Below are 25510 nucleotides of genomic sequence, written 5' to 3' on the forward strand. Positions count from 1 at the left end.
AACCTTATCCTATTTTGAGCAAAGTATCAGAAAGAAATTGGTAAGGAGGAATAGCCAAATTATAGTTAGCTGGACCCGACCGCACTCTTCCAGCTGTATCATAAACAGACCCATGACATGGACACAACCACCCTCCAAATTTCCCAGATTGCCCAAGTGTTATACAGCCTAAATGCGTACAAAGATTAATAACAATAAGCCAATTTTCACGTCCTTTACCTGCTGAACGTGCAAAATCCGTCGCTTCTTTTTCACCTTCAAGATTAGGATTGCGCGCTTGACGATCTTTTAGAAGTCTCAATTCAGTAGCGCGCGCATCAGCAATTTCTTTTGCCGTACGATTTCGAATAACAACAGGCTGTCCTCGCCACTTTACCGTTACTGACATCCCCTCTTCAATACCAGAAAGATCAACCTCAACAGAGGAAGATGCCAAAACAGCTTCATCTGGACGCAACTGACGGATAAAAGGCCACACAACCGCTCCCATTCCAACTGCTCCTGCAACAGCTGTTACCAAAAACAGAAAATCCCGCCTCGTTTGCTCACCCATGGCCTTAACTTAAAGAGACACTTTGCTAAAACATTCTTTTACCATACCCTCTCCCATTGTACAATGCTTGATCACTCCGTTACCTCAACCATAAAAACATCCCCGTAAAAAACTCCTGCCATTTGTATGGTTTATACAAAAAACTGTTTTATAATGATAATTCATCGTTTTACAGAGTGAATGAAATCCCTAAACACCGTAAGGTTTTTTCATTTCAAACCTATTCATATTAATCAATCAAAATTACTCCCCCGCCCGTGAAAATCAGAGATAGCATGTAAATAAACACTTCTAAAGAAAGAAACATAGTCTTGTTATGACCATATCTCAGTAAACAAGTTGAGCTTATCGGTTATTTCTTTAACACATTTACAGCATCTCTCCCTCCCTCAATTCCAACTGGTTGCATGAGTATTTTTTTCGCTTCTGTTTTTGCATAAAAAGCATATTTTGTTGATTTTAATTAAAATTGATGATCTAACCTCATTAAATATCCCACTTTTCAACATAATGAGCCAAGTCATTTCATGGATTGCTCAATAAAAGGAAGTCCCTAATAGGGAGCTTCTCTCTGATCCCAAACAGACCTGTATACATAACTTTTTCCCTGAAATTTAAAGGGAATAAAAATGAACCGTAAAAAACATGTATTTCTCAAAGCATATTTTTCGAATAAATTGTGGTGCTTCTTTACAAAGTCGAAAGAAAAATCATATTACAGAGAACATGACACTTCATATAGCTCTTTTCCAACCTGATATTGCTGGTAATACTGGAACGATTTTACGTCTTAGCGCTTGCTTTGGTTTACATGTGCACATTATTGAACCTGCAGGCTTTAATCTGTCGGATCGTAATCTCAAACGCGCAGGATTGGATTATCTCGAATATGCTTCCTTAGAACGACACATTGATTGGCAACATTTTATAAGCTCCATGAAACACTTTAACCGCCGCCTGTTGCTTTTAAGTACAAAAGCAAAAACATGCTATACGCAGATATGCTATCAAAGAAATGATGTTTTACTTTTTGGTCGTGAAACAGCTGGCGTTCCCGATTATGTTCATGAAGCGGCCGATTACACATTAAAAATTCCCATGCAACCACAGGCACGCTCTCTAAATCTCGCCATGAGCGTAGCCATAACAACTGGAGAAGCATTACGCCAAATTGGTTATCATGAAAGAAACTGTAATCTATAAAAACATAAATTATCACGAAAAACAATAATACAACATATAAAGAACAGTTAGAGCGTATAATGCCTATCATTTTCCAACAATTAAGTGCTGGTAAAATAAACATTTCTTAGTGCCCATCACATCCATTTCATATCACCTCATATCACCACCTATGAATGATTAAATACTCCTCATAGTAAAAATCCAGTGAACATCCCCCTCTTTATGGTCATACAAGGTGCAAACCGCTACCACTATTCTCTTTATTCGTTCTCATTTTCGAGAATCCTTATCTTTGAGATGATTCATAAGAGACATTTTTCCTCTCTGTAATCATTTTTCCTCACTTGTGACGTGTAAGGCAATAACTTTGATTGATGTAATATGAACAGGTTTGAAATAACCTTACAATATTGTGAACTCTTATTTCACATGAATAATGATTATTATAAATTAATATGTTGACTTAAAAAATATAAACAACAGTGAGTTTATAAACAGAAATATTATAAATCAATTTTTTCTAATAGTGCATGACGATCCATTAAAAATCCGCTTTCAATCCATATCATTTCTAGCTCTTTAAGCTTTTTTCCTAAAAGTACACCTTTTGTAAAACCTTTCTTTATTAAATCGTTACCATTAATAGGAAAAGTTGGAATTTGCCATTTTTGGGCAAATTGATAAAGCTTGACATAACCCTCTGCTTTTTGCAAAGCATCACTTTTTTCCAGATGATCAAGATGTGATGCAGCGACAGACAACGATAATTGATCTAAAACTGGCTGTCGTCCATGAAAATAAATCAGTTTTTGCACAAAATGATCAGAACAGTTTTGGTTTATTATTTCTAACTCTGCCCATTCTTTTAATCGCGTTGTTTCTTTAAGAGAAAAACGCAAGCGCTGTGCCATTTCATGAAGACGCATGGGATCAGGAGGAAGAAGGCTTTCTAGCCGTAACAATGGATCAACTTTCCAACCAAGATCCTGTTCTGTCTTCACCAATGCGTGAATTGCATCAATACCCCATCGTTCTGTTTCAGGAAAAATGAGTGCCAAAATTCTGCTTTGTCGCATCCATAAAAGAGCACGCGTTGGATCAAACGCCGCAAGAAGCTTTTTCATTTCTGCCCAAATACGTTCAGAAGAAAGTTTTTTTAAACCGTGTTTTAAACGAACACATGCCTTCAATCCTTGCACATCAGGTCGCCCTGCTCCATACCACGCAAAAAAGCGAAAAAACCGTAAAATACGCAAATAATCTTCGCCAATACGATCTTCTGCAACCCCAATAAAACGAACTGTTCGGCTAGCAATATCACTCAAACCTCCCACATCATCATAAAGGTTGCCAGCAGCATCACAATAAAGCGCATTTATCGTAAAATCTCGTCGTTCAGCATCTTTTTTCCAATCACGACCAAATGCCACTTTTGCATGACGACCATCTGTTTCAATATCGCAGCGAAGCGTTGTAACCTCATAAGAACATGAATGAGCAACTACTGTTATTGTACCAAAAGCAATCCCTGTAGGAATAGCTTTAAATCCTGCTTCTTCTACACGTGCAATAACCTGTTGCGGCAAACAGGTTGTTGCAATATCAATATCACTAATAGGCTGCCCTAGCAGTTGATTGCGCACTGCTCCCCCTACAATACGCGCCTCTTCCCCCTCCACAGACAAAACACGAAGAAGTGTTTGGATATCACTTTGTTGTAACCACGCAACCTGTTTGAAGTTCTGTCTTATATTCACCCTTTAACCTTTCAAAAAAGTTGTCTTCATTGCTTTAAAAAACTCTCTTCATAAAACAAATTTTTTAAGACATCCCTTATAAAGCACGTCTATTCTTCCAAAGAAACTTTTCTCTTCTATACGAATATGAAAAAAAACGGCATATGATACTTCATTTCTTCTCATTTTCTGTTACAAACAATAAGATATCCATTATCATGCAGAGAAAATTACCATTTTTGCGACAAACGCCTTAAGGAAGAAATATGAGTCAACATGATCCATCATCCAATTCTATAAAAAAGGTCAATATCAATCATGAAGCTCAAGTCATTATTGATGATATTGATACGGCACACAAAGAATTGGATATTTTACAAAAAGAAATTGACAAAGTTATTTTTGGGCAAAATCAGGTAATCGAATATGCTTTAATCGCTATTTTTGCTGGTGGTCACGCCCTTCTTGTCGGTGCTCCAGGACTTGCAAAAACACGTCTTGTTGAAACATTGGGAACAGTCTTAGGGCTTGATGAAAAACGCATCCAATTCACTCCTGACTTAATGCCATCGGATATTATTGGTTCTGAAATTATGGATTCCGATAAAGACGGTAAACGTTCTTTTCGATACATTCAAGGTCCTATTTTTACGCAACTTCTCATGGCCGATGAAATCAATCGTGCTTCCCCACGGACACAGTCAGCCCTTTTACAAGCTATGCAAGAATATCATGTTACTGTTGCAGGTAACCGTTATGATTTGCCACAACCTTTTCATGTTCTTGCAACGCAAAATCCTCTCGAACAAGAAGGGACCTATCCACTTCCTGAAGCACAACTGGATCGCTTTTTGATGCAAATCGATATTGACTATCCTGACCTCACAACAGAGCGACGGATTATTTTAGAAACAACAAAAGAAAAAAAATCAAATGCAAAACCAATTTTATCCGGCAAAAAATTGCAAAAAATTCAAAATATCGTTCGCAAAATGCCTCTTTCAGAAAGTGTGATCGAAGCTATTTTAAAAATTGTCCGCTCATCTCGCCCTCATAAAGACAATAGCCTTGCTAATACTTATGTTTCTTGGGGACCTGGTCCACGGGCATCACAAGCCCTTTCACTTTGTGTTCGCGCCCGTGCTCTTTATTATGGACGCTTAGCCCCTTCACTTGATGATGTTGAAGCATTGGCCTATCCTGTATTACAACACCGCATGGCTCTTAATTTTTCTGCCCGTGCTGAAGATATAACCGTAAAAGATATTATCAATAACCTTGTGAAAGATGCTCTTTGAATGGCACTTGGCAAAAAAGTTTTACAAAAGCCTCCATTGTCGCTGGCAAATGAACTGCATAAGGATACTGGCAAAATGCCATATTTCCTTTTACAAGCGCGTCATATCGCTAATACACTGATAACCGGATGGCACAGACAACGTAAAAGCGGTAATGGGGAAAACTTTTGGCAATTTCGTCCCTATATGGAAGGAGAATCCATTACCCGCATTGATTGGCGTCGCTCAGCGCGTGATGAAAATACGTATCTGCGCGAACACGAATGGCAAACGACACAAACCGTTTGGCTTTGTCCTGATCAGAGCGCATCAATGCATTACTGTTCGCGCTTTTCTAAAATCTCTAAAGGTAATCATGCCATTATTCTTACCCTTACCTTGGCATCCCTTCTTGCACGCAGTGGCGAACATATTGCTATTCCTAACTTAATGTCCCCCACAATGACATCCAATGTCGTAGAACGAATAGCCTTTGCTTTAGAAAATCATTCAGATGAAAATTTATTTCCGGATTTTTCAACGATTACACGCTTTTCACATGTCATTATAATGAGTGATTTTCTCGACTATCCTGAAAAAATCATCCAATATTTAACCGTTTTAACTACAAAACAAGTGACAGCGCATTTAATTGAAATTTCTGATCCCGCAGAAGAAAGCTTTCCCTACACAGGTCACACAGAATTTTTGGATCCCGAAACGAAAGAGAAACATGTTTCCACTAAAGCAGAAGATCTTCGTAAGAGCTATTGTAAACTATATCACGCAAGGCGACAAGAATTGGTAAATTTTTGCGCACGCCAAGGATGGTCTTATCACGTTAGTACAACAGATCAACCTTTAACAGAGACCATTTTTCATCTTGCAAATACAATGAGCGACTCTCCATTGCAAAAAAGGAGGGCACTTTGAGTTTTGCTGCTCCCTTTCTGTTACTAGGGCTTTTGTTCCTATCGGTCATTTGGTGGCTGTTGCGGATAACTCCTCCATCTCCGCGTAAAGAGCTTTTTCCCCCTTTTCGCTTCTTACCCAAACCAACTCATCAACAAGAAACAGCAAAACATACACCTTGGTGGTTGCTCTTGTTGCGTTTAACCATAGCGGCACTTGTTATCATAGCTCTAGCACGCCCCACTTGGAATCAAAAACCAATAAGCTTTTCTGGGTCTCAACCCCTTGCACTCATTATTGATAATGGTTGGGTTTCTGTAAAAGAATGGAAACAGCGCATCTCTATCGCTGAAATGCTCCTTGCACAGGCAGAAAAACAGCAAAAAAATATTTATCTTGTTGCAACGGCTGAAAATAATATCTCCAATATAGAGCCCCAACCAGCCAAGATTATAAAACAGCATTTAATGCATTTGCAACCGCGTCCTTGGCCTGTCAACCGTGTGCATGCCTTCAAAAAACTCAGCGAAAGAACCAAAGGAAAACCTCTTGATATTGCTTATTTAAGTGATGGATTACAAACAAATGAAGATGAGCAAGCTTTTGCTCTTCTTGAAGAATTAAAACCTAGAAACTTCTTGTGGTATTTGACTGATATTTCCGATTTAACCGGCATAACATCCATAGAAAATAACAATGGAAACATGGGCGCGCGTATTATCCGCTCAACAACACACAGTAATACTCCCGCTATACTCAGCCTTTACGATTCAAATAATCAACTTCTCGGTCAATTTACGAACAAGTTCTCTGAAGGAGAAACAACAGCACTTGTTCCTTTTAATGTACCACTTGAACTACGCAATGATATCGCTTGGATAAAAATAAACAATCAAAACCATGCTGCAGCAACCTTCTTGGTAGATAGCCATAACAGGATAAGCCGTGTTGCTCTTCTCTCACCCGATACCAATGAAATGGCACAGCCTTTACTTGCTCCATTTTATTACATTATCAAAGCCTTACAAGGTCATACACAGCTTATAACAGCCGGTGGAAGAGAACTTTCAACGGATATTGATCATTTGCTTAAACAAAATCCATCTGTTTTGATTATGGGTGACATTGTTAACATACCCCCAAAAGCAGAAAAAAAACTTTCTGATTTTGTGAATAAAGGGGGAACACTCATCCGCTTTGCAGGAGAAAAACTCAGTAGCGCAGAACATTACGATAACCTTCTTCCGATACCACTGCGCCCAGGTCAACGTTCCCTTGGAAGTATTATGTCTTGGACAAAACCACAAAAGCTTGCCCCTTTTGCAAAAAATAGCTTTTTCTTTGGTCTTCCCTTTCCAGGAGATGTTACTGTCTCGCGCCAAATCCTCGCAGAACCAACCCCAGATCTTTTTGAAAAAACGTGGCTTAGCCTTTCGGATGGAACTCCTCTTGTTACCGCAGCAAAACGTGGTAAAGGAACCCTCATTCTCATTCATGTTGCTCCTGACCCAACATGGTCTAACCTTCCTCTTTCTGGCTTTTTTGCACAAATGCTGCAAAAATTAATCACATTAGGTTCTAACGAAAACACAAACCTAACACACAGAGAAAAAAGAACAGTGATACAAAACCCTTGGCGAACTATAGCCGTTGACGGACAATTACAAGTACCACCCTCTGATGTTGTTCCTTTGATCTTTGACTCTCAAAATCCACCCCATCCTTCCTACCATACTCCCCCAGGACTTTATGGTGCCAAAAACAATTTTTATGCACTCAATCTCTTAACTCATTCGTCGCACTTGATGAAACAATCATCATTGCCAACTTCTCTTAATAAAAGCCCTTTATCTTACGATACAAAAGAAAAAAATCTTATCGGTCCACTTTTAGGATTAGCCATCTTATTATTCGCCTTTGACAATTTTCTCATTTTATGGATGGGAGATATTTTTTCTTTCATGAAACGGCGTAATATGTTTCTCGTCCCCTTTATAAGTCTTATTGCCTTGTTTTCATATGATCCAACTCTTCATGCACAAACGAAAGAAAATCATCATGATAGTGTACAAGCTGCTGGCGCAACACATCTTGCCTATGTTATAACCAATAATCATGAAATTGATACAACGAGTAAAAGTGGTCTAGAAGCGTTAAGTCAATTTATCGCAGAGCGCACAATGCTTACCCTTGGCTCTGTTACAGCACTTGATCTCGATAAAGATGAACTCTCTTTTTATCCTCTTATTTACTGGCCAATTGATGTTAAGAGTCCTATACCAACCCCCAAAAGCCTTGAAAAAATAAATAACTTTATGAAACATGGGGGAACAATTTTATTTGACACGCGCGATCAGATAAAGAGCAATCTTAATCTTGAAGGAGACGCTACTCCAGAAACGCAAAGATTACGAGATATCTTAAAAGAGTTAAATATTCCATCCATTGAGCCAGCATCAACAGATCATGTTGTTGCACGTTCTTTTTATATTATGCCAGATTTTCCTGGTCTCTACCGTGGTTCACCTTTATGGGTTGAATCCTCATCAACAAACAAAAAAAATAAAAACTCTCTTGCCAACGGCGATAACGTAAGCTCCCTTCTCATCACCGCAAATAACTTTGCTGGGGCTTGGGCACTCGATGAAAAAGGGGCATGGAAATATCCCCTTGTTCCCAATGATCCAATGCAACGTCTATGGGCATTTCGTGCAGGTTTAAATATTGTCCTTTATGTGCTTACAGGAAACTATAAAGCGGATCAAGTGCATGTTCCAGCACTCTTGGAACGCTTTAAAAGAGAAAGAAGGCAATGATATCATTTTTCACTTTTCAGCCTTTTTTACCACTCTTTTGGATTCTGCTCTTAAGCGGAATATCGATTCTTTTTGTCGTTGTTGGTCTTGTTACGCAACGGCAAGGTTCTTTATTTCGTCTGATGGCATTAAGCGCCCTTATCCTTGCTTTGCTCAATCCAATGATCATAAAAGAACAGCGCGAACCACTGAAAAGCACAGTAGGCATTGTCATTGACCGCAGCAAAAGCCAATCATTTGGAACACGTACAAATGATAGTGATGAAGCGCGCAGGCAATTAGTCGAAACACTGGCGCATTATCCACAATTTGAACCACGCTTTATTGAAGCTGGGAAACTTGCTGATAATCAATATGCACCCTCAACGAATTTGTTTGAAGCTTTAACACAAGCATTATCTGATATACCGTTCTCTCGTTATGCAGGAACCATTTTTATCACCGATGGACAAGTGCATGACATCCCTGACCTATCAGATCTTCATCATGAAGCACCTCTCAATGCCCTGATTACAGGATACTCAGATGAATTTGATCGCCAAATCAAGTTTATTTCTCCTCCACGCTTTGCCCTTGTCAACAAACCACAAACGCTCTCCATTTTGGTAGAAGATAAAGGCCCCGCCAAAAAAACAATATCACAGAAAGTAAATATTACACTAAGCGTCAATGGACAAGACATTGGCCATTATTCTGTAACTCCTGGCGTGATTTTTCAAACTGAAATTACCCTTCCTCATGCTGAAAAAAATATTATCCAAGTTATAACTGATCCACACAAAGGTGAACTAAGCTTGGAAAACAACCGCGCCATAACAATTATTGAAGGAATCAGAGAAAATTTACGCGTTCTTCTTATTTCAGGTGCTCCTTATAATGGAGAACGGACATGGCGAGACCTTTTGAAGGGTGACTCCAATATTGATCTTGTTCACTTTACTATTTTGCGTCCCCCCACCAAAGCAGATAATACGCCCTCAAGCCAATTATCCTTAGTGGTCTTTCCCACAAGAAAACTCTTTGTTGAAGAAATTAATAACTTTGATCTCATCATCCTTGATGGCTACCAGCACTCTACTGTTCTCCCCTTAATCTATTATGATTATATCGCCCAATATGTACAAAAGGGGGGTGCATTGTTGATGGTAACAGGACCTGAATTTACCCAAAAAAACTCACTTGCGAAAACACCTTTAATAAGCATTCTACCGGCATTGCCCAATGGAACTATTATTGAAAAACCTTTTCGCCCCACATTAACCAAAGAAGGTGAGCGCCATCCTGTCACAAGGGGTCTTGCAACACTTAACCTTCCCGCTTCTCAATGGGGGCAATGGTTGCGACAAATTGCTATTCAAAACATAAATAACGGAATCGCCCTCATGAAAGGAGCGGATGAACAACCACTTTTACTTCTCTCGCATGTTGATAAAGGACGTGTAGGTATGTTGCTTTCTGATGAAAGTTGGCTTTGGGCACGAGGTTTCGAAGGCGGTGGTCCTTATGCTGCTCTTTATCGTCGTATTGCCCATTGGCTCATGAAAGAACCAGAACTTGAGGAAGAAAAATTAAGTGCGACCAGCAGCCATCATCATTTAACAATTCGCCGCCAAACTCTAAAAGACCATCCAGAACCCGCTGAAATAATCTTTCCCTCTGGAAAAAAAGAAAATATTACTCTGACCAAAGAGAAAGAAGGCCTTTTTACTGCAACTGTGACCACTGATGAGACAGGAATTTTTAACATTAAAAATGGCGGTTTAACAATACTTTCTTCTGTAGGGATGCTCGATAATCTTGAGTTGTTTGACTTGATTTCAACACAAGAAAAACTAGCCCCCATTATTAAGCACACTGGTGGCTACATCGGACGTTTACACCCTGAAGGAAAAGAAAACATTCATCTTCCTCCATTTAAGCTGATTCAATCAAAAACAAGTCCGTCCTCTTCCCCAGCACATTCAATTGTTCTGAAAGAAGCAACAGAAACCCGTTTAATCAATACCTTTTATTTTTCGATATTTTCTGGTTTTTTTGCACTGCTTGCTTGCCTTTTACTGTTGAGCAGCATGTGGTATTATGAAGGCCGTTAAAAAGTCTGAGATTTCGTATAATAGTTTTAAAATTCAGCTTATCTTTTTACGTATTTGCTTGTCTTTTGTAATTAGATAACGTATTGATTTATAACTCAAAATACAGTGGAATTCTCCTTATTTCCAATATCCTCATATTAAAACAATAAAAAACATTCTCTTGCGTATTATTAGAAGGGATGCTGTATGGATAGAAACCATTGAAGAAAAGAGTGAAATACCTCTTATGAATCCTCTTAAAGCAAAGCAAGGATTTTCATAAAATTGGGGGAAAATAGTATGATGTTTTTTATTTGCACCTTGTATAAGTGTAGAGATGGTAGTGTACAGTAAGCCCTATATAGTTCACAGAAGCTTTCCATTATAATATCGAGTACCATCGTGAAATTAGCTCAAACGCATTGAGAAATGTTTTTTTACAAATATGTGAATCTACAACACAATGATATTTTATTAGGGATATTCTATTTGGAACATTCCGCTTGAGACATTCTTTTTTGCAAGCTAATTTTCATTTTACAATCTTTCTTGCCTTTAAGCACTAACTTATCTTATGTTTACTCTTTAAATCGTTTTTAATACTTTACGAGCTTTTATGTTTTATCTTGCCCATATATCGGATGTACATCTTTCCCCTCTCCCGCAACCTTCCCTTTTTGAACTTTCTGGGAAACGTCTTACCGGTTATCTGAACTGGCAAAAAAAACGTAAGAGTCAGATGGCAACAGATGTCCTAGAAACTTTAATAGATGCCTTGAACAAAACAAAACCTGATCACCTTGTGATCTCTGGTGATCTTGTAAATCTTGCTCTCGATAAAGAATTTGTACAAGCTCATCGTTGGCTACTTAACCTAGGAAAACCTCAAGATATTTCTTTGACATTTGGAAATCACGATGCCTATGTCCGCGGCGCTTTACAAAAAGCATGCACTCTCTTTAAACCTTGGATTACAGGTGACATCCCTCAAAAAAGTGCCTTTCCTTATATGCGCATTCGCAAAGATGTTGCCATCATAGCAGCTTCTTCAGCCATTGCGACATTGCCTTTTCAAGCTTCTGGCTATTTTGGTAAAATGCAAGCGCAAACTTTACCGCTCTTTTTAAAGGAAGCAGCACAGCGCAACCTTTTTCGTGTCGTCATGATTCACCACCCCCCCTTTCCAAAGGCAACGTCTTGGCATAAAAAACTACGGGATATAAAACGTTTTCTAGACATTATCAAATACCACGGTTGTGAGCTTATTCTTCACGGACATACTCATTTACCCACATTGAATTACATTGAAGGACCAATTAAAAAAATTCCTATTGTTGGTGTTCCTTCCGCATCACAAGCTTTTGGTGATAAAAAACCGCCCGCAGGCTTTAATTTATTTTCCATTGAACGCTTACAAAATCAATGGCATTGCCAATTACAACGTTATAGCATTATCAACCCCAAAAACGAGATTGCATGTACTGAAAAAATTAATCTTTAAACACCTTCATAGTTGCCCAAACAACCAAAAATAAAAACATTTTTATTTCACATCCCTTTGGAAATCATAATTCTTATTTCCCTTTTTCTCCTTAAAAGATAAAGTTTCACCTTCTCTGTCAATAGATCAATTTTTCTCAGACAGTTCCATCTGCTGCCCCACTTATGTGACTAGCTTTTTACAAACTTATCGGTTTTCTTCCTTCCCGCTCTAAAGGACGAAAATTCTACCACATCTGATTTATAAATAATTCGGATTCTTGTCTCACGGGTTCCAGCTGCTAATTGCGCATGTGATTTACTTCACAAAGCTCTACACATAAACCCTGCTTTGAATTTCATCATCCACTCCTCCAAAAGCATCTAATGCCTAAAATCCTTATATTATTACAATGATGATATTTTATAGAATAATAGAGAAGCTCATTCAGCTTCTATACCTGAAAATCAATGGCTAAAAAAGCCAAATAATAACTAAAGTATATAATTTAAATAACCCAACCTACTTGTGATTCATAAACAAATGATGTTGATTGATTTATCGTAAATAGATTTGAAATGATCCATTACTATTTCACTCGAAATTTATTATCGTACATTAAAAAATTAGGAAAATAATAGATTATATTTCGATAACAGACATAGGTAATAATGTTTTTTATGTCTCAATAAATTCCTAATTTTCTCTCTATTTTTTCCTATAAATCACTTTATAATACTCTTTATAATTATTTTATTATTGAATTATATTGCGGATGTAATTTTACGTTCTTTAGAATTTTTTTGCGAGCTTTTTGTTATTAAATAAAATATTTTACGATACCGCAAAACAGAAAAGTTGATTGTATGAAAAATCTTTCAAATAAAATAAAATGCCATTAGCTTGCCAATTCACATGTTGGTTTAAAAAAGCATCTTTTAAAGCACCCAAACCCATTTCCCGACGGTACCTATGAATGATGTAATGTTAAGTCCATTTAGCAACACCATCTTCACGTTTATGGAAAAGCAAGCTAGTATCAAAATCTCACACTTTGCCACCCCCTAATGTAGCGACAGCCTTTAGCACTTAAAATGGTTCATAAGAAGCATTTTTATTCTTTCTTTAATGTTTTTATCTCACGACGCCCCCCTCTTTTTGACGTGCAAAAGACATGGTTTTGATCGGTTCAATTAAAATGAGAAAATCTTATGACACTTGGGTCTCTCACTCAACATGACAAAAAGTAATTTATGTTTACAAATCAAAGTATTGTTCGAATAAAATAGTAGCTCTTTTGAGTAAAGGATATTTACTAGAACATATCTGAAAAATAAAAGCCTCATTCGAAAATGAGACTTTTGAAGTGTTTAATTCTGCAAAAAATTAAAATTTATAAGCTACACCCACACGAAAATCATTTGTCTTGTAGCCCATTTCAAATTTATCCTGTATGAACTTCTTTTTGCCAAAATCTGAATAACGATATTCTGCACGTACAATAATATTATCAGTCATTGCAAAATCAATACCACCTCCAAGGGTATAACCAATCATGGTCTTTTTTTCATCATGCAACCAATCAGAAAAATCAACTTCTCCATTTTTGCTATCAGCTACTGCCGCAAAAATATTCTGAAGCTGCGTATAAGCAATCCCTCCAGAAATATAAGGCATCATACGCTCAATCGCAAAACCAACTCTCACCCGTGTAGCACCAGCCCATTTTTGTTTTAAAGTATGACGTACAGCTTTAATAGGTGTTGTCGAATCCTCCTCATGCAAATCTCTTGTTAGACTTGTTTTTTCTACAAGTTTTGGTGTTTCTTCAGTTGGACTTTTTTTCGGTAGATTGACATCTTTAGAATCCTTTTTACCAAACCACATAATATCTGTATCAATACCTATAATAAAACTATTATCGATATCAATATTGGAACCTGCATAAACTCCCCCGATAAAACCAGAAAGTTTAGGTAAATTCTCCTTTCCAATTGGATTCCATATCCCTGTCTCATGTTTTAAATAACTTGCAGTTGTTTTACCTGAAAAGTTACCAATCTGTCCTCCAAGATAAAATCCTGTCCAAGACAAAGCAGGTGCTGGAATAACAGGAACAGGTTGTTCAGGAATAACGATATCCGACGCCTGTACTACAGAAATTGAAATTAAAGAAAATATAGATGTTGAGGCTAAATACTTTGTAATCATAATTGCTCCCCTAAAAGCTAATGTGATACATAAATAATGATAAATCGTTTCACAATTTTTTGAAAAAATCTATAGCAAAAATGACACAGTTAAAAAATTAAAATTAGTTTTAAATAAAGCTTAAATATTATTTATAATTTCCAGAAGCTATTAATCTATAGTAGCTTTTATAGCTTCATATTGATCGTTATTATCTGAAATTATATAAAAAATTATAATGTCAATTTTTTGAAAAAATGAGATAACGCTCATAAAAAATATGATTAACTAAATTAATCACTCATCGCTTTTTGTATAAAGAATGATACCTAGAATGGAGAATTTTTTCATCACACTTGAAAAAACAGTAGAGAACTTCACTCTAACCCTCTCAAGCGTCTATGAAATGAACGACAAAAATTAATATATAAAAATGGAATTAATAATTTTTATTTATTCTTATAGAATTATTTTAATGTTTCATGATTTTTGTAAAAACTGAACAGACCAATTGCCCAGTTTCTGCAATTAATTTTTCCACACGAAGCAAATCAGGTTCCCCAACACTATTCAACAAAAGGTCACTTAATCCAGGTGGCATGTCATTGGGATCAAGAGAATCATTTAAGCAAAGCCGTATAATTTGACTCAAATTTGTATAAAGACGATAGGCATAATGTAAATCAGCAATACATGACTGATTAAGAAAACTGTTTGGTAAGTGATCTAAAATATCCGCTGTCGTCGCTCCAATTTGAAACTCAATGACATGCGTAATAAGAGAAAATTGAGCAATAAACTCCAAATCCATAATGCCACCAGACATCGTTTTTAAATCCCATTGATTTTTTGGCGGCTTTTCTTTTGCAATCAAGGCACGCATTTCACATACTTCTTTTGCAACTTCCTTCTTATCACGAGAAATAGCAATAATTGCACACACTTCATTTTCTAGCTTTTGTAAAAAATCAGGATCTCCTGCAATGCCTCGAGCCCTTGTTAAAGCAAGATATTCCCATATCCATGCTTCTTGGCGATAATACTTTTTAAAAAATGGAAAAGAAACAGCAATAGCTCCTTTATTGCCTAATGGCCGTAACCTTAAATCAACGACATAAAGAATACCTTGGCTTGTAAGAGTGGATAAAGCAGAAACGAGGCGCTGTGCTAAACGCGTATAATATTGAGAGATATAAAGAGGCTTTTCTCCATCAGATATTTCTGCATCATCATCGTGTTCATAAAGCAAAACGAGGTCAACATCGGAATCTGCTGTTAATTCGCGACTTCCAAGCTTCCCCATACCCAATATGCCAACACGCCCCCCTTTAATACGACCATGAAGACGAGAAAATTCCTCTTGAACGGTAGTAAATGTTTTTGTAATCATAAGATCAGCAAGCGCAGTAAAAGCAAAACCCGCTCTTTCTCCTGTAATTGTACCGTTTAAAATTCGAATACCAATCAAAAAACGTTGTTCATCTGCAAAAATCCTTAAATGATCAAGAATTTCCTCATAAGAAAGAACATTTTCAAGAAAATATTCAAGCCGTTTTTCTAAGTACGTTTTGGTCGGTAATTCTGAAAGAATATTCGGATCTAACATTCCATCAAAAACATGGGACCTGCGTGCAATAATTTCTGCAAGACGTGGAGCAGCCCCCATAATAAGGACAAGCATATCCAAAAGAGAAGGATTAGACTGCAAAAGACTAAAAAGCTGAATTCCTGAAGGTAAGCCCTGTAAAAAACCATCAAAACGCAACATCGCCTCATCAGCTCGTTTTGTCCCACCAAAAGCTTTCAAAAGAGCTGGTGTTAATTCCGTTAATCTCTCGCGTGCTTCGGCTGATTGCGTTGCTTTATAACGACCAAAATGGAGCGTGCGCATAATACGACAAATATCACTTGCTCTTTCGAAGCCTAAACGGCTTAACGTTATTAATGTCTCCGGATCATCTTCTTCACCGGTAAAAACTAAATTACCAATTTCTAAACCAAGTTCTTGCTCATTCTCAAACAGTGCAGCATAATGTTTTTCAACAATCTGAAGTGTTTTTAATAAATCACGGATAAAACTGCTCCTGTCTTGATAACCCATTAAATAGGCAACACTCGTGAATTGAGCAGTATCATTTGGAAGAAGATGTGTTTGTTCATCGAAAAGCATTTGAATACGATGTTCCACATTTCGAAGAAAAGCATAACTTTTTATAAGGCTATTTCTCGTTTTCTCACTGATCCAACCAAGCGTGTGAAGTTCTGCTAACATTGCAACTGTCTGACGTCCACGTAATTGAGGAAAACGTCCACCAGCAATGAGCTGCTGTGTCTGAACAAAAAACTCAATCTCACGAATACCACCACGACCTAACTTTATATTATGCCCATAAGCTGCAATTTGACCGTAATTTTTATGCGCATGAATTTGACGTTTGATCGAATGAATATCAGCAATAGCAGCATAATCTAAATATTTCCGCCACACATAGGGAAAAAGCTCTTTGAGAAAGTTAAAACCTGCCCTCTTATCACCAGCAACTGGACGTGCTTTAATCATGGCTGCTCGTTCCCAATTTTGCCCACGCCCTTCGTAATAACGCAATGCAGTCCTTACTGGTAAGGCCAAAGGGGTTGAACCTGGATCTGGACGAAGACGAAAATCAAGACGAAAAACATATCCTTCCGCAGTGCGTTCTTGAATGATACGGATTAATCGGCGTACCATTTTAGAAAATACGTTAACACTTTCAGAAAGATTACCAATATGAGATGATGTTTCATCAATGAAAACAATAAGATCAATATCAGAAGAATAATTAAGTTCCCCTGCTCCTAACTTTCCCATCCCTAAAATAATTAAACCACAGTCTTTTTCTGGATTCTCACGGCTTAATAAATTGATCTTACCATGATCATGCGCTTCTCTTAATAGAAAACGTAGTGCTACACTTAATGCTGCTTCGCCCAAACGTGTCAACCAAGCACATGAAACTTCGTAAGTAAAAACACCACCCAAATCAGCTAAAGCAATAAGAACATGCGCTTCTCGTTTTTTGCGCCTTAAAGCAGCCATCAATGAAGTTTCATTTATAGCTTCATCTTTATCAATAGCTGTAATATCATCTATAATTTCGCTCAGCCTTGTTTCTATATCAACATTTAATAAAGCACTAAGATATGATGGGTTGGCAATTAAAACCTCACGCAAAAAAGGAGATAAGGTCATAACCGAACTGATAAAATCAATCTGCGTTCCACTCTCTGAAATGATGGAAACAAGCGATTCTAAACCTTCTTTCCTTGCTTGTTCTTCCATGTCTTTTAACCATTGGGAACCACTTTTATCGAGAGGACATAAAGGGAGAAGCTGTGTTTTTAAAAAAGCTTGTTTCATCTCTGCTCCCTTGAAAAGCATTTTGCTTTCCTTTCTATTGCTTTATACTTTTAAAATAGTTGTTACGTATGAAAGTGAAGAAAAATATCTTTAGGGAAATAACAAAACAGCCCTAAGCCCTGGATTTGCATTTTCAAGTAACAATTCACCCCCGTGAAGCTTCATAACCGCTTTTGCTATACTTAAACCAATCCCAAACCCAGGTTGTGTGCGGCTTTCTTCAAGACGAACAAATCGTTCTGTCACTTTTTCACGTTTATCCTCTGCTATTCCTGGTCCATTATCGCTCACAACAACTAATAAATGTTCATCACGATATTCCATTGATAAGCAAACCTTCGCTTGCCTTCCACCTTTAGGCGCATATTTAATTGCATTATCTATAAGATTAAAAATTGATTGCGCAACAAGCTCACGATTCAATTTTAGCTCTTTATCAAATATATCTCCCAACTGAAGTAAAACACCTGACTCTTCAGCAAAAGGTTCGTAAAGCTCAACAGCATCCTCAAGGATCAGTTTCATATTCATCATTTCAAGATGTTCAATTGCACTGCTGGCCTCAATACGTGAAATCATTAAAATCGCATTGAACGTACAAATAAGTTGATCTGATTCTGCAATAACCCTATCAAGGACCTGACGATATTCAAGCTTTGTCTTATTTCCTGAAAGCGCTTCTTCAGCGCGATTTCTAAGACGCGTTAACGGCGTTTTCAGATCATGAGCAATATTATCTGATACTTGACGTAAACCAATATTTAACTCTTCAATGCGGTCTAACATAACATTAAGATTGGTTGACAATCGATCAAACTCATCCCCTACTCCAGAAACAGGTAAACGCCCACTGAAATCACCATCCATCAAGCGCTGTGATGCAGCCGTTACATGATCAATCCTTTGTAAAGCTCTCCTGCCAACAAAAAACCATATGAGTAAAGCGCCTCCAACCATTGCAGCAAGTGCAATGATCACAGCTTTGCGAATAACAACAGCAAAACGTTCTGGCTCATCCAAATCACGTCCTATAAGAATCTTCATAGCATTAGGTAAATCAACAATAACCGCCAAAGCGCGATGTTCACTTGTTTTGCCATGTTCTCCAAAACGGGAATACAAAAAAGAGGTAGAAATAAAACCACTCTGATTCAAAAGACCTAATTCAATACGTGCTACATTTCCTGCTAAAATACGCCCCATAGAATCTGTAACAAGATAAAGAAATGCTCCTGGTTGTCTTGAACGATAATCAATAGTGCGCATTAATAAGGATAATCCCCCATAATTATAAGCATTTTCAATATATTTTAATTCTTCATGTAAAGCCTGTTCAGTTTGCTCTGTTAACAATGAAGCAGAAAATGCCGTCATATAAATAGAAAGTCCTGTTGCCACCAATCCAAACAATAAAATGTAAAGTGCTGAAAGCCTTAGCGCCGTCGTGCGCATTATATTAATCAAACGATTCATGCTTTGTTATCTGGTACTTTCAGCATATATCCAGCTCCACGCACTGTATGGAGAAGGGGAACATCAAAATCTTTTTCAATTTTGGCTCTCAAACGAGAGATATGGACATCAATGACATTCGTTTGTGGATCAAAATGGTAATTCCAAACGTTTTCCAAAAGCATAGTGCGTGTAACAACCTGCCCCGCATAACGCATCAAATATTCAAGTAAACGAAACTCTCGTGGTTGCAATAGAATGTTTCTATCACCTCGTTTTACCGTATGTGCTAACCGATCAAGCTCAAGATTACCTACACAGTAAACAGTTTCTGCTTCTTTAGGATTTTTCCGCCGTTGTAAAACTTCAACACGCGCAAGAAGTTCAGAAAAAGCATAAGGCTTTGTCAAATAATCATCTCCCCCTGCACGCAGCCCCGTTACACGATCATTAACTTGCCCTAAAGCAGACAGAATAAGAACCGGTGTTTCATTGCCTTTAGCGCGCAATTCAGCAATAATAGAAAGACCATCACGATGCAAAAGCATTCGGTCAACAACCATAACGTCATAATTTTCCGTGGTTGCTAAAGCGTATCCCGTATCTCCATCATAAGCAACATCAACAGAATGCCCTACTTCCAAAAATGCTTTTTCGAGATAATGCCCCGTCTCATGATCATCTTCAATAACGAGTATCTTCATAAAACGTATCTCCATTATTTTATTATGTTGTAGGACAAATGTTTAATAAATATTTGTCCTACAACTAAAGCTTTATTTTTTGAAAATTGGAAGAGCAACAAAACGATTTTGATCATTTGTTCGCACTTGTAAGAGTATAGCCTTTCGTCCTAACTGCTGAGCATTTTTGATTGTGTTAATAATATCAGAGACTCGTTTAACTGGTTTATTATTTACTGTCACAATGATATCACCAGGGCGTATCCCTTTATCTGCAGCATCTGAATCGGTATCGACATCCGTTACGACAACCCCTACACCATCATCAGAAGGCATAACAATCAAACCATAATCTTCCAATGTTTCATCTAAATCACTCTGTCCATTTGAATATTTTGAAGTCTCTTTCTTACTTTCATCTTCAGACATTGAAGCGAGTTTAACCTTTATACTCTCCTCCTTACCTGATCTCCAAATCCCTATGGTTACCATTTCTCCTGGTTTAATATTTGCAATACGTTTCGCCAGCTCACGCGCATCAGCAACTTTTTCATTATTCACTGAAATAATTACATCACCCGCTTTAATACCAGCCTTTTCTGCCGGTCCTTTTAACGGATCAGTAACCAAAGCACCTTTGGCTTCTTTCAATCCTATTGAATCGGAAATCTCCTTTGTTACCGGCTGAATCTGAACACCTAACCAACCACGTTGAACTGAACCTTTTTCAATAAGTTGTTGTACAACCTGTTTTACAGTCGCTGCTGGAATAGCAAAAGCAATCCCAACATTTCCTCCAGAAGGAGAAAAAATTGCTGTATTAACCCCAACAACCTTTCCATTAAGATCAAACGTTGGACCACCAGAGTTTCCTCTATTAACAGCAGCATCAATCTGAATAAAATCATCGTACACACCAGTGCCAATATCACGTCCACGTGCAGAAACAATACCTGCTGTCACAGTTCCACCAAGACCAAATGGATTCCCAATGGCAACAACCCAATCCCCAACACGAAGCTTTGAATCATCACCAAAATCAACATAAGAAAATTTTCTTTTATCATTCACTTTTAATACGGCAAGGTCGGTTTTTGGGTCTTTCCCAATGAGCTTTGCGTTCAATTCTGTACCATCATCAAGAACAACAGTATAACTTGTTCCATCAGAAATCACATGATCATTGGTCACAATGTAACCATCAGATGAAATAAAAAAACCCGATCCAAAAGCAACAGGACGGAGTCTCTGCGATTGGTGCGGAAATTTATTTTTAGGTTTATCAAAATCATAAAACTCTTTAAAAAATCTTTTTAAAGGATGCTGATCTGGTAATTGATCAAGCCCTGGACCACTAAAAAAGTTGCTAAAGAACCTATCTTCTTTCTTTTTATTGCTCTTTACTTGTACTGCTACAACGGCTGGTTTCACTTGAGCAACAATATCGGCAAATCCCTGTTGTTGCATTAACGAAGTAAATACAGAACTTGCATGAGCCTTTGTCATCCACAAGCTTGATGTACATCCACTAAAAAACAGTGCACTTTCCAATATCGCAGAAAAACTCACTGCGACAAATGTTTTAAAGAAAGCCTTTTTAACCATTTATTCTATGCTCCTATTCAATCATACCTTTATTTCAATTCCGATCACTTATAAAATACCAGACCTTACCGTTTTCTGTCTAAATTATTAAAGTTTTGTAAGGTTTCAGTATTCCCTAATATAATTACAATAAGATTGTCTGCTCATTGCAGATGATCTGATTTTTTTCTTTTATGTAACATTTTTTTTAATGCAATGATATTTTTGACTGTTCTTTTTCATTCACATAACGCATGATTATCCCGTTTGAAGTGGAAAAATATGATACTTATGCCAATGATAATAATGATCAAAGGCGAGAACCATAAAAACCAAGTTATTTTATTCAATGGTGGTTTCAAGAGAATAAATTCACCATATCGCTCAACAAGAAAGTCAGTGACTTGCTGATTACTATAGCCCATTTTTAGCCTTTCCCGAATTAAAAGCCGTAAATCACGTGCTAAAGCAGCATCTGAATCATCAATTGATTGATTTTGACAAACCGGACAACGTAAATGCGATGAAATATGGCGTGCTCGCGCTTCAAGAATCTTATCCTTTAAAATCTCATCCGGCTCTACTGCTATTGCTAATTGAAAAGGAAACGTTGCAATTAAAAAAAATACAATCCAAAGAATTTTTTTCATCTCAATGTCTTTTCCCAAAATTTAAAGCAAGCACTACCTTATTGTACATGCCAATGCGAAACCAATACCCCAGAAGAGAAAGACATCCCCCCATAGCCATCATGAATGCCCCTAACCAAATACATATTACATAAGGCTTCCACCATACGTGCACAACGAGACCCCGATTATCAATATGTCCCGGTACAATATATAGCTGTGATAAGCCATGATTTTTAAGACCAACTTCTGTTGTTGATGTATTTTGGCTTGAATAAAATCGCTTTGAGGCTGTTACATGACCTACAATGTTTTTATTTTCATATATTTTAAAATAAAACTCCATTGTCGAATAATTCGAACCAACACCATCATACACTGCATCAAAATGAAGCGTTTTATCCGCTATCGTCACCCTATCCCCTACGTTCATGATTAAAATACGTTCTTGCCCAAAACTTGCTACGCAAACAATACCAAATAATGTAACGCCTAATCCCATATGTGCTATTGCTGCACCAAAAGTAGACCATGGCAATCCAAGAAATCTCTTAACGCGTACTGAAAAAGCTCTCTTGCCATATCCACTCTTTCCCCATAGATCCGCTAAACTGCCTAAAAAAACAAACGCTGAAAGCCCAATCCCTAAAACTGCAAAAATATCACGCACAGATGTCGCATAGAATATTATAAAACAGACGATACCAACCAATACAAAAACAAACCACAAGCGTTCAAAAACTGCAAGAAAATCACCGCGTTTCCATGCCATCATTGTCCCAAATGGAACAAACAACAACAGCAAAACCATTAGCGGTCCACAGGTAAGGTTAAAAAAAGCAGCCCCTACAGAAATTTTTTGCCCTGTTAATATCTCAATAAAATAAGGATAAAGCGTACCAATCAATACTGTTGCTGTTATTGTTGTCAGTAACAAGTTATTTAAAACAATAAACCCTTCACGTGAAATTGGTTGAAAAAATCTTTCTGTTTTTAAAATAGGGGTACGCAAAGCAAAAAGAAGAAAAGCAGCTCCCGTAAAAAAAAATAAAAGAGCAAGAATTGCTTGCCCGCGTGCTGGATCAACAGCAAAACTATGAACAGAAACTAAAAGCCCAGAACGCACAAGAAAAGTTCCCATCAGAGAAAGGGAAAAAGTAAGCAGCGCTAAAAACAGAGTCCAACTTTTCAATATTTCTCGTTTTTCGAGAACAAGAGCAGAATGTAAAAGAGCCGTTCCTGAAAGCCACGGCATAAACGAAACATTTTCAACAGGATCCCAAAACCAATAGCCTCCCCATCCTAGCTCATAATAAGCCCAATAAGAGCCAACCATAATACCCAATGTCAAAAAACACCAAGAAAGTAAAAGCCACGGACGAATCCCACGCGCCCAAATTCTATCAACATGTCCCATAATCAATGCCGCAATGGCAAAAGAAAAACAAAGTGAAAAACCGACATAACCTAAATAAAGTAGCGGTGGATGAATTGCTAATGCGATATCTTGTAAAAGAGGATTGAGACCATTTCCCTGCAATGCTGGTGGATTTACGCGTAAAAATGGATTGGATACAAAAAGAATAAATAAAAGAAAAGCAGTTGTAATCCAACTTTGGCAAATTAAAACAAGCGTCTTAAAATCTTCTGGCAAATGTTGGCTAAAAAAAGCCATCAATGCGCTAAAAAAAGCAAGACTTAAAACCCATAACAACATAGAGCCTTCGTGGTTGCCCCAAACACCTGTAATTTTATAGAGCATCGGTTTTTCTGAATGAGAATTCTCAACAACGTTCAAAACAGAAAAATCAGATACAACATAAGCATAAATTATCACTAAAAAAGATAAAAGCAGTAATGTAAAAGTAATATATGTTAGAGGAACAACTGTTTGCATTAACAAACGCTCTCTCCACCAAAAACCTAAAGCAGGTAAAAATGCCCCTAATAAGCTTACTGAAAATGCTGCAGCTAAAAAAATATGACCCAGTTCGACAAGCACAATCGAATTATTTCTCCATAATGTAATGTTTTTTCAAACGATCAGCTGTTTCTTTAGGCATATAAGTTTCATCATGTTTTGCTAAAATACGCATCCCTATAAAAAAGCCCTGTTTATCGAAATGCCCTTCTACGATCACCCCCTGACCTTCACGAAAAAGATCCGGTAAGGCACCATTGAAAACTACTTTTTCATGTTTTTTGTTATCCGTTACAAAAAAAACAACGCCTCTCTCTCCAACATATTGAACAGTTCCCTTTTCAACAAAGCCACCCAAACGCAAAGGGCGCTCCGTTAAAATATCTTCTCTTGTAATTTCAGAGGGCATTCTAAAAAAACTGACCGCATGACGCATTGCATACACTATGAGACTTGCTGCAATTGTCATAACCAAACAACATAATAATATGATCAGTAAGCGCTTTTTTTTTCGCTGCTCTAAAATAACCTTCCATGAGGCAGAATTCTTTAAAGATTGACTGTTCATAGACACTCTGCGAAAAAATTTTAAATACGTTATAATTAAGTATCAATATTTTATTTTTTAAGAGCTTTGCACATCTTCTACATAGGTGCAAGATTTCTTTTCTTTGTATGCTTACTCGATAAATCACGTAACTGAATCATCATTTTTTTAACACGTGATTGTCCTGAAAAATTTTCAGGCATTGTATCAAGAAAGCTTTGTAAAAATTGCACTGCCTGTGCAGTTTTTCCTGCTTGATGCAATGCATCGGCTAACAATAAACGTGGATAAAAATCTGTTGGCGCTAAATCTGCTGCTTTTTGAAAAGCATTTTGCGCTTCTTGCGTTATCACTCCCCCTTCATAACCAACCAATGCTAAACCGTATCCTACAAGCCTTGGAGCTGTTTCTCCATTCAAACGAAGTGCATCTAAATAAGTATTCACTGCTTCTTGAAAAAGGCTTTCTTCGAGATACCCTACCGCTAACGCATCTGCTAGCTTGCCATCATGAGGTGCACGGAAAAAAAGCACTTGTAAACGAATAAGCTTTTCTTGCTTACTAAGAGTTTGAGGATCCTTATCCATTAATTCGCTAAAAAAATAACTTTTCACTTCTGGATTGCCTGTCAGCCCATAAATATTCCATGTCATAAGGAGAACAAACAAGATACTTAAAGCCTTAAGAATATTTCTTTTTTTATAATGCATATAAAGCTTGTTAAACTCAATCATACGCTTATGGCTTCTATAACCATCCACGGTTTGAACTTTCCATTCTTTTTTTATCTCATCATCAAAACGTAGTGAAAGAAAAAGAACACTTGCCAGAAAAATCAGAAAAAATGCTGCAAAAATCAATAAGAGCATATCGTTTTTTTCCAATACGAACAGAGAATAACTCGCTTACATTTTATCCTCTTCATGAGAAAAGTGATGTGAATCAATAAAAATTCATTTTTTCATGGAGAATATTATAAAATCTATTATATATATCAATTAAACAAAGAAACTAAAAACAATGTTTCCCTACTCTTTGATGTATTATCTGAAAATACTGCTTTACAAACTTTATAG

General features: G+C 37.2%; 17 protein-coding genes. 6 read left to right on the forward strand and 11 right to left on the reverse strand.

The window, feature by feature from the left end:
• Window positions 1-4 precede the first annotated feature (4 nt).
• Window positions 5-553, reverse strand: coding sequence for a ubiquinol-cytochrome c reductase iron-sulfur subunit (gene petA, locus ACFINR_RS00760; RefSeq protein WP_375611173.1), 549 nt, complete (start codon window positions 551-553; stop codon window positions 5-7).
• A gap of 726 nt (window positions 554-1279) precedes the next feature.
• Between petA and ACFINR_RS00765 the strand changes: the two genes are divergently transcribed.
• Window positions 1280-1756, forward strand: a complete 477-nt coding sequence (locus ACFINR_RS00765) for a tRNA (cytidine(34)-2'-O)-methyltransferase (RefSeq protein ID WP_375612986.1) — start codon at window positions 1280-1282, stop codon at window positions 1754-1756.
• 485 nt (window positions 1757-2241) lie between these two features.
• Here ACFINR_RS00765 and ACFINR_RS00770 read toward each other — a convergent pair whose 3' ends face one another.
• Complete coding sequence (locus ACFINR_RS00770) at window positions 2242-3495, reverse strand: CCA tRNA nucleotidyltransferase (RefSeq protein ID WP_375612987.1); 1254 nt, start codon at window positions 3493-3495, stop codon at window positions 2242-2244.
• A 245-nt stretch (window positions 3496-3740) separates the two neighbouring features.
• Here ACFINR_RS00770 and ACFINR_RS00775 point away from each other — a divergent pair, with 245 nt between their 5' ends.
• From ACFINR_RS00775 to ACFINR_RS00795, 5 genes are all read left to right on the forward strand, one after another.
• Complete coding sequence (locus tag ACFINR_RS00775) at window positions 3741-4772, forward strand: AAA family ATPase (protein WP_375612988.1); 1032 nt, start codon at window positions 3741-3743, stop codon at window positions 4770-4772.
• Window positions 4773-5684: a DUF58 domain-containing protein gene (locus ACFINR_RS00780; RefSeq protein WP_375612989.1), complete on the forward strand. Its 912-nt coding sequence runs from the start codon at window positions 4773-4775 to the stop codon at window positions 5682-5684.
• Window positions 5681-8479, forward strand: a complete 2799-nt coding sequence (locus tag ACFINR_RS00785; protein WP_375652303.1) for a DUF4159 domain-containing protein — start codon at window positions 5681-5683, stop codon at window positions 8477-8479. Before ACFINR_RS00780 ends, ACFINR_RS00785 begins: the two co-directional genes overlap by 4 nt.
• Complete coding sequence (locus ACFINR_RS00790) at window positions 8476-10572, forward strand: glutamine amidotransferase (RefSeq protein ID WP_375652304.1); 2097 nt, start codon at window positions 8476-8478, stop codon at window positions 10570-10572. Before ACFINR_RS00785 ends, ACFINR_RS00790 begins: the two co-directional genes overlap by 4 nt.
• A gap of 595 nt (window positions 10573-11167) precedes the next feature.
• Entirely contained in the window at window positions 11168-12052 is an 885-nt protein-coding gene (locus tag ACFINR_RS00795; RefSeq protein ID WP_375612992.1) for a metallophosphoesterase family protein, read from the forward strand.
• 1365 nt (window positions 12053-13417) lie between these two features.
• On the opposite strand, the gene ACFINR_RS00800 is transcribed toward ACFINR_RS00795, so the two are convergent.
• The 9 genes from ACFINR_RS00800 to ACFINR_RS00840 all read right to left on the reverse strand — a co-directional run bounded on the left by ACFINR_RS00800 (window position 13418) and on the right by ACFINR_RS00840 (window position 25303).
• Window positions 13418-14242, reverse strand: a complete 825-nt coding sequence (locus ACFINR_RS00800; protein WP_375612993.1) for an outer membrane protein — start codon at window positions 14240-14242, stop codon at window positions 13418-13420.
• A gap of 451 nt (window positions 14243-14693) precedes the next feature.
• The gene (locus ACFINR_RS00805) at window positions 14694-17618 is read right to left on the reverse strand and encodes a bifunctional [glutamine synthetase] adenylyltransferase/[glutamine synthetase]-adenylyl-L-tyrosine phosphorylase (protein ID WP_375652305.1); all 2925 of its coding nucleotides are present in this window, start codon (window positions 17616-17618) and stop codon (window positions 14694-14696) included.
• A gap of 90 nt (window positions 17619-17708) precedes the next feature.
• Window positions 17709-19091 (reverse strand): ATP-binding protein, encoded by a 1383-nt coding sequence (locus ACFINR_RS00810; protein WP_375652306.1) that lies wholly within the window; start codon window positions 19089-19091, stop codon window positions 17709-17711.
• A complete protein-coding gene (locus tag ACFINR_RS00815) occupies window positions 19088-19774 on the reverse strand; it encodes a response regulator transcription factor (RefSeq protein ID WP_273791552.1) in 687 nt (228 codons plus the stop codon). Before ACFINR_RS00815 ends, ACFINR_RS00810 begins: the two co-directional genes overlap by 4 nt.
• A gap of 72 nt (window positions 19775-19846) precedes the next feature.
• Window positions 19847-21358: a Do family serine endopeptidase gene (locus tag ACFINR_RS00820; protein WP_375611163.1), complete on the reverse strand. Its 1512-nt coding sequence runs from the start codon at window positions 21356-21358 to the stop codon at window positions 19847-19849.
• A gap of 218 nt (window positions 21359-21576) precedes the next feature.
• Window positions 21577-21987, reverse strand: coding sequence for a cytochrome c-type biogenesis protein CcmH (locus tag ACFINR_RS00825; RefSeq protein ID WP_375652307.1), 411 nt, complete (start codon window positions 21985-21987; stop codon window positions 21577-21579).
• A gap of 1 nt (window position 21988) precedes the next feature.
• The gene (locus ACFINR_RS00830; RefSeq protein WP_375652308.1) at window positions 21989-23968 is read right to left on the reverse strand and encodes a heme lyase CcmF/NrfE family subunit; all 1980 of its coding nucleotides are present in this window, start codon (window positions 23966-23968) and stop codon (window positions 21989-21991) included.
• 7 nt (window positions 23969-23975) lie between these two features.
• Window positions 23976-24455 (reverse strand): cytochrome c maturation protein CcmE, encoded by a 480-nt coding sequence (gene ccmE / locus ACFINR_RS00835; RefSeq protein ID WP_375611160.1) that lies wholly within the window; start codon window positions 24453-24455, stop codon window positions 23976-23978.
• Between the two features lie 77 nt (window positions 24456-24532).
• The gene (locus ACFINR_RS00840) at window positions 24533-25303 is read right to left on the reverse strand and encodes a tetratricopeptide repeat protein (RefSeq protein WP_375652309.1); all 771 of its coding nucleotides are present in this window, start codon (window positions 25301-25303) and stop codon (window positions 24533-24535) included.
• Window positions 25304-25510: the final 207 nt, after the last annotated feature.

The sequence above is a fragment of the Bartonella sp. AP19HLJMH genome (genome assembly GCF_042196245.1).
Classification (GTDB): Bacteria; Pseudomonadota; Alphaproteobacteria; order Rhizobiales; family Rhizobiaceae; genus Bartonella.

What these genes read in the sequence shown, in the direction of transcription:
- petA (WP_375611173.1), bottom strand. Translation starts at nt 553, where the DNA reads ATGGGTGAGCAAACGAGGCGGGATTTTCTGTTTTTGGTAACAGCTGTT.
- ACFINR_RS00765 (WP_375612986.1), top strand. Translation starts at nt 1,280, where the DNA reads ATGACACTTCATATAGCTCTTTTCCAACCTGATATTGCTGGTAATACT.
- ACFINR_RS00775 (WP_375612988.1), top strand. Translation starts at nt 3,741, where the DNA reads ATGAGTCAACATGATCCATCATCCAATTCTATAAAAAAGGTCAATATC.
- ACFINR_RS00780 (WP_375612989.1), top strand. Translation starts at nt 4,773, where the DNA reads ATGGCACTTGGCAAAAAAGTTTTACAAAAGCCTCCATTGTCGCTGGCA.
- ACFINR_RS00790 (WP_375652304.1), top strand. Translation starts at nt 8,476, where the DNA reads ATGATATCATTTTTCACTTTTCAGCCTTTTTTACCACTCTTTTGGATT.
- ACFINR_RS00795 (WP_375612992.1), top strand. Translation starts at nt 11,168, where the DNA reads ATGTTTTATCTTGCCCATATATCGGATGTACATCTTTCCCCTCTCCCG.
- ACFINR_RS00800 (WP_375612993.1), bottom strand. Translation starts at nt 14,242, where the DNA reads ATGATTACAAAGTATTTAGCCTCAACATCTATATTTTCTTTAATTTCA.
- ACFINR_RS00805 (WP_375652305.1), bottom strand. Translation starts at nt 17,618, where the DNA reads ATGAAACAAGCTTTTTTAAAAACACAGCTTCTCCCTTTATGTCCTCTC.
- ACFINR_RS00810 (WP_375652306.1), bottom strand. Translation starts at nt 19,091, where the DNA reads ATGAATCGTTTGATTAATATAATGCGCACGACGGCGCTAAGGCTTTCA.
- ACFINR_RS00815 (WP_273791552.1), bottom strand. Translation starts at nt 19,774, where the DNA reads ATGAAGATACTCGTTATTGAAGATGATCATGAGACGGGGCATTATCTC.
- ACFINR_RS00820 (WP_375611163.1), bottom strand. Translation starts at nt 21,358, where the DNA reads ATGGTTAAAAAGGCTTTCTTTAAAACATTTGTCGCAGTGAGTTTTTCT.
- ACFINR_RS00825 (WP_375652307.1), bottom strand. Translation starts at nt 21,987, where the DNA reads ATGAAAAAAATTCTTTGGATTGTATTTTTTTTAATTGCAACGTTTCCT.
- ccmE (WP_375611160.1), bottom strand. Translation starts at nt 24,455, where the DNA reads ATGAACAGTCAATCTTTAAAGAATTCTGCCTCATGGAAGGTTATTTTA.
- ACFINR_RS00840 (WP_375652309.1), bottom strand. Translation starts at nt 25,303, where the DNA reads ATGCTCTTATTGATTTTTGCAGCATTTTTTCTGATTTTTCTGGCAAGT.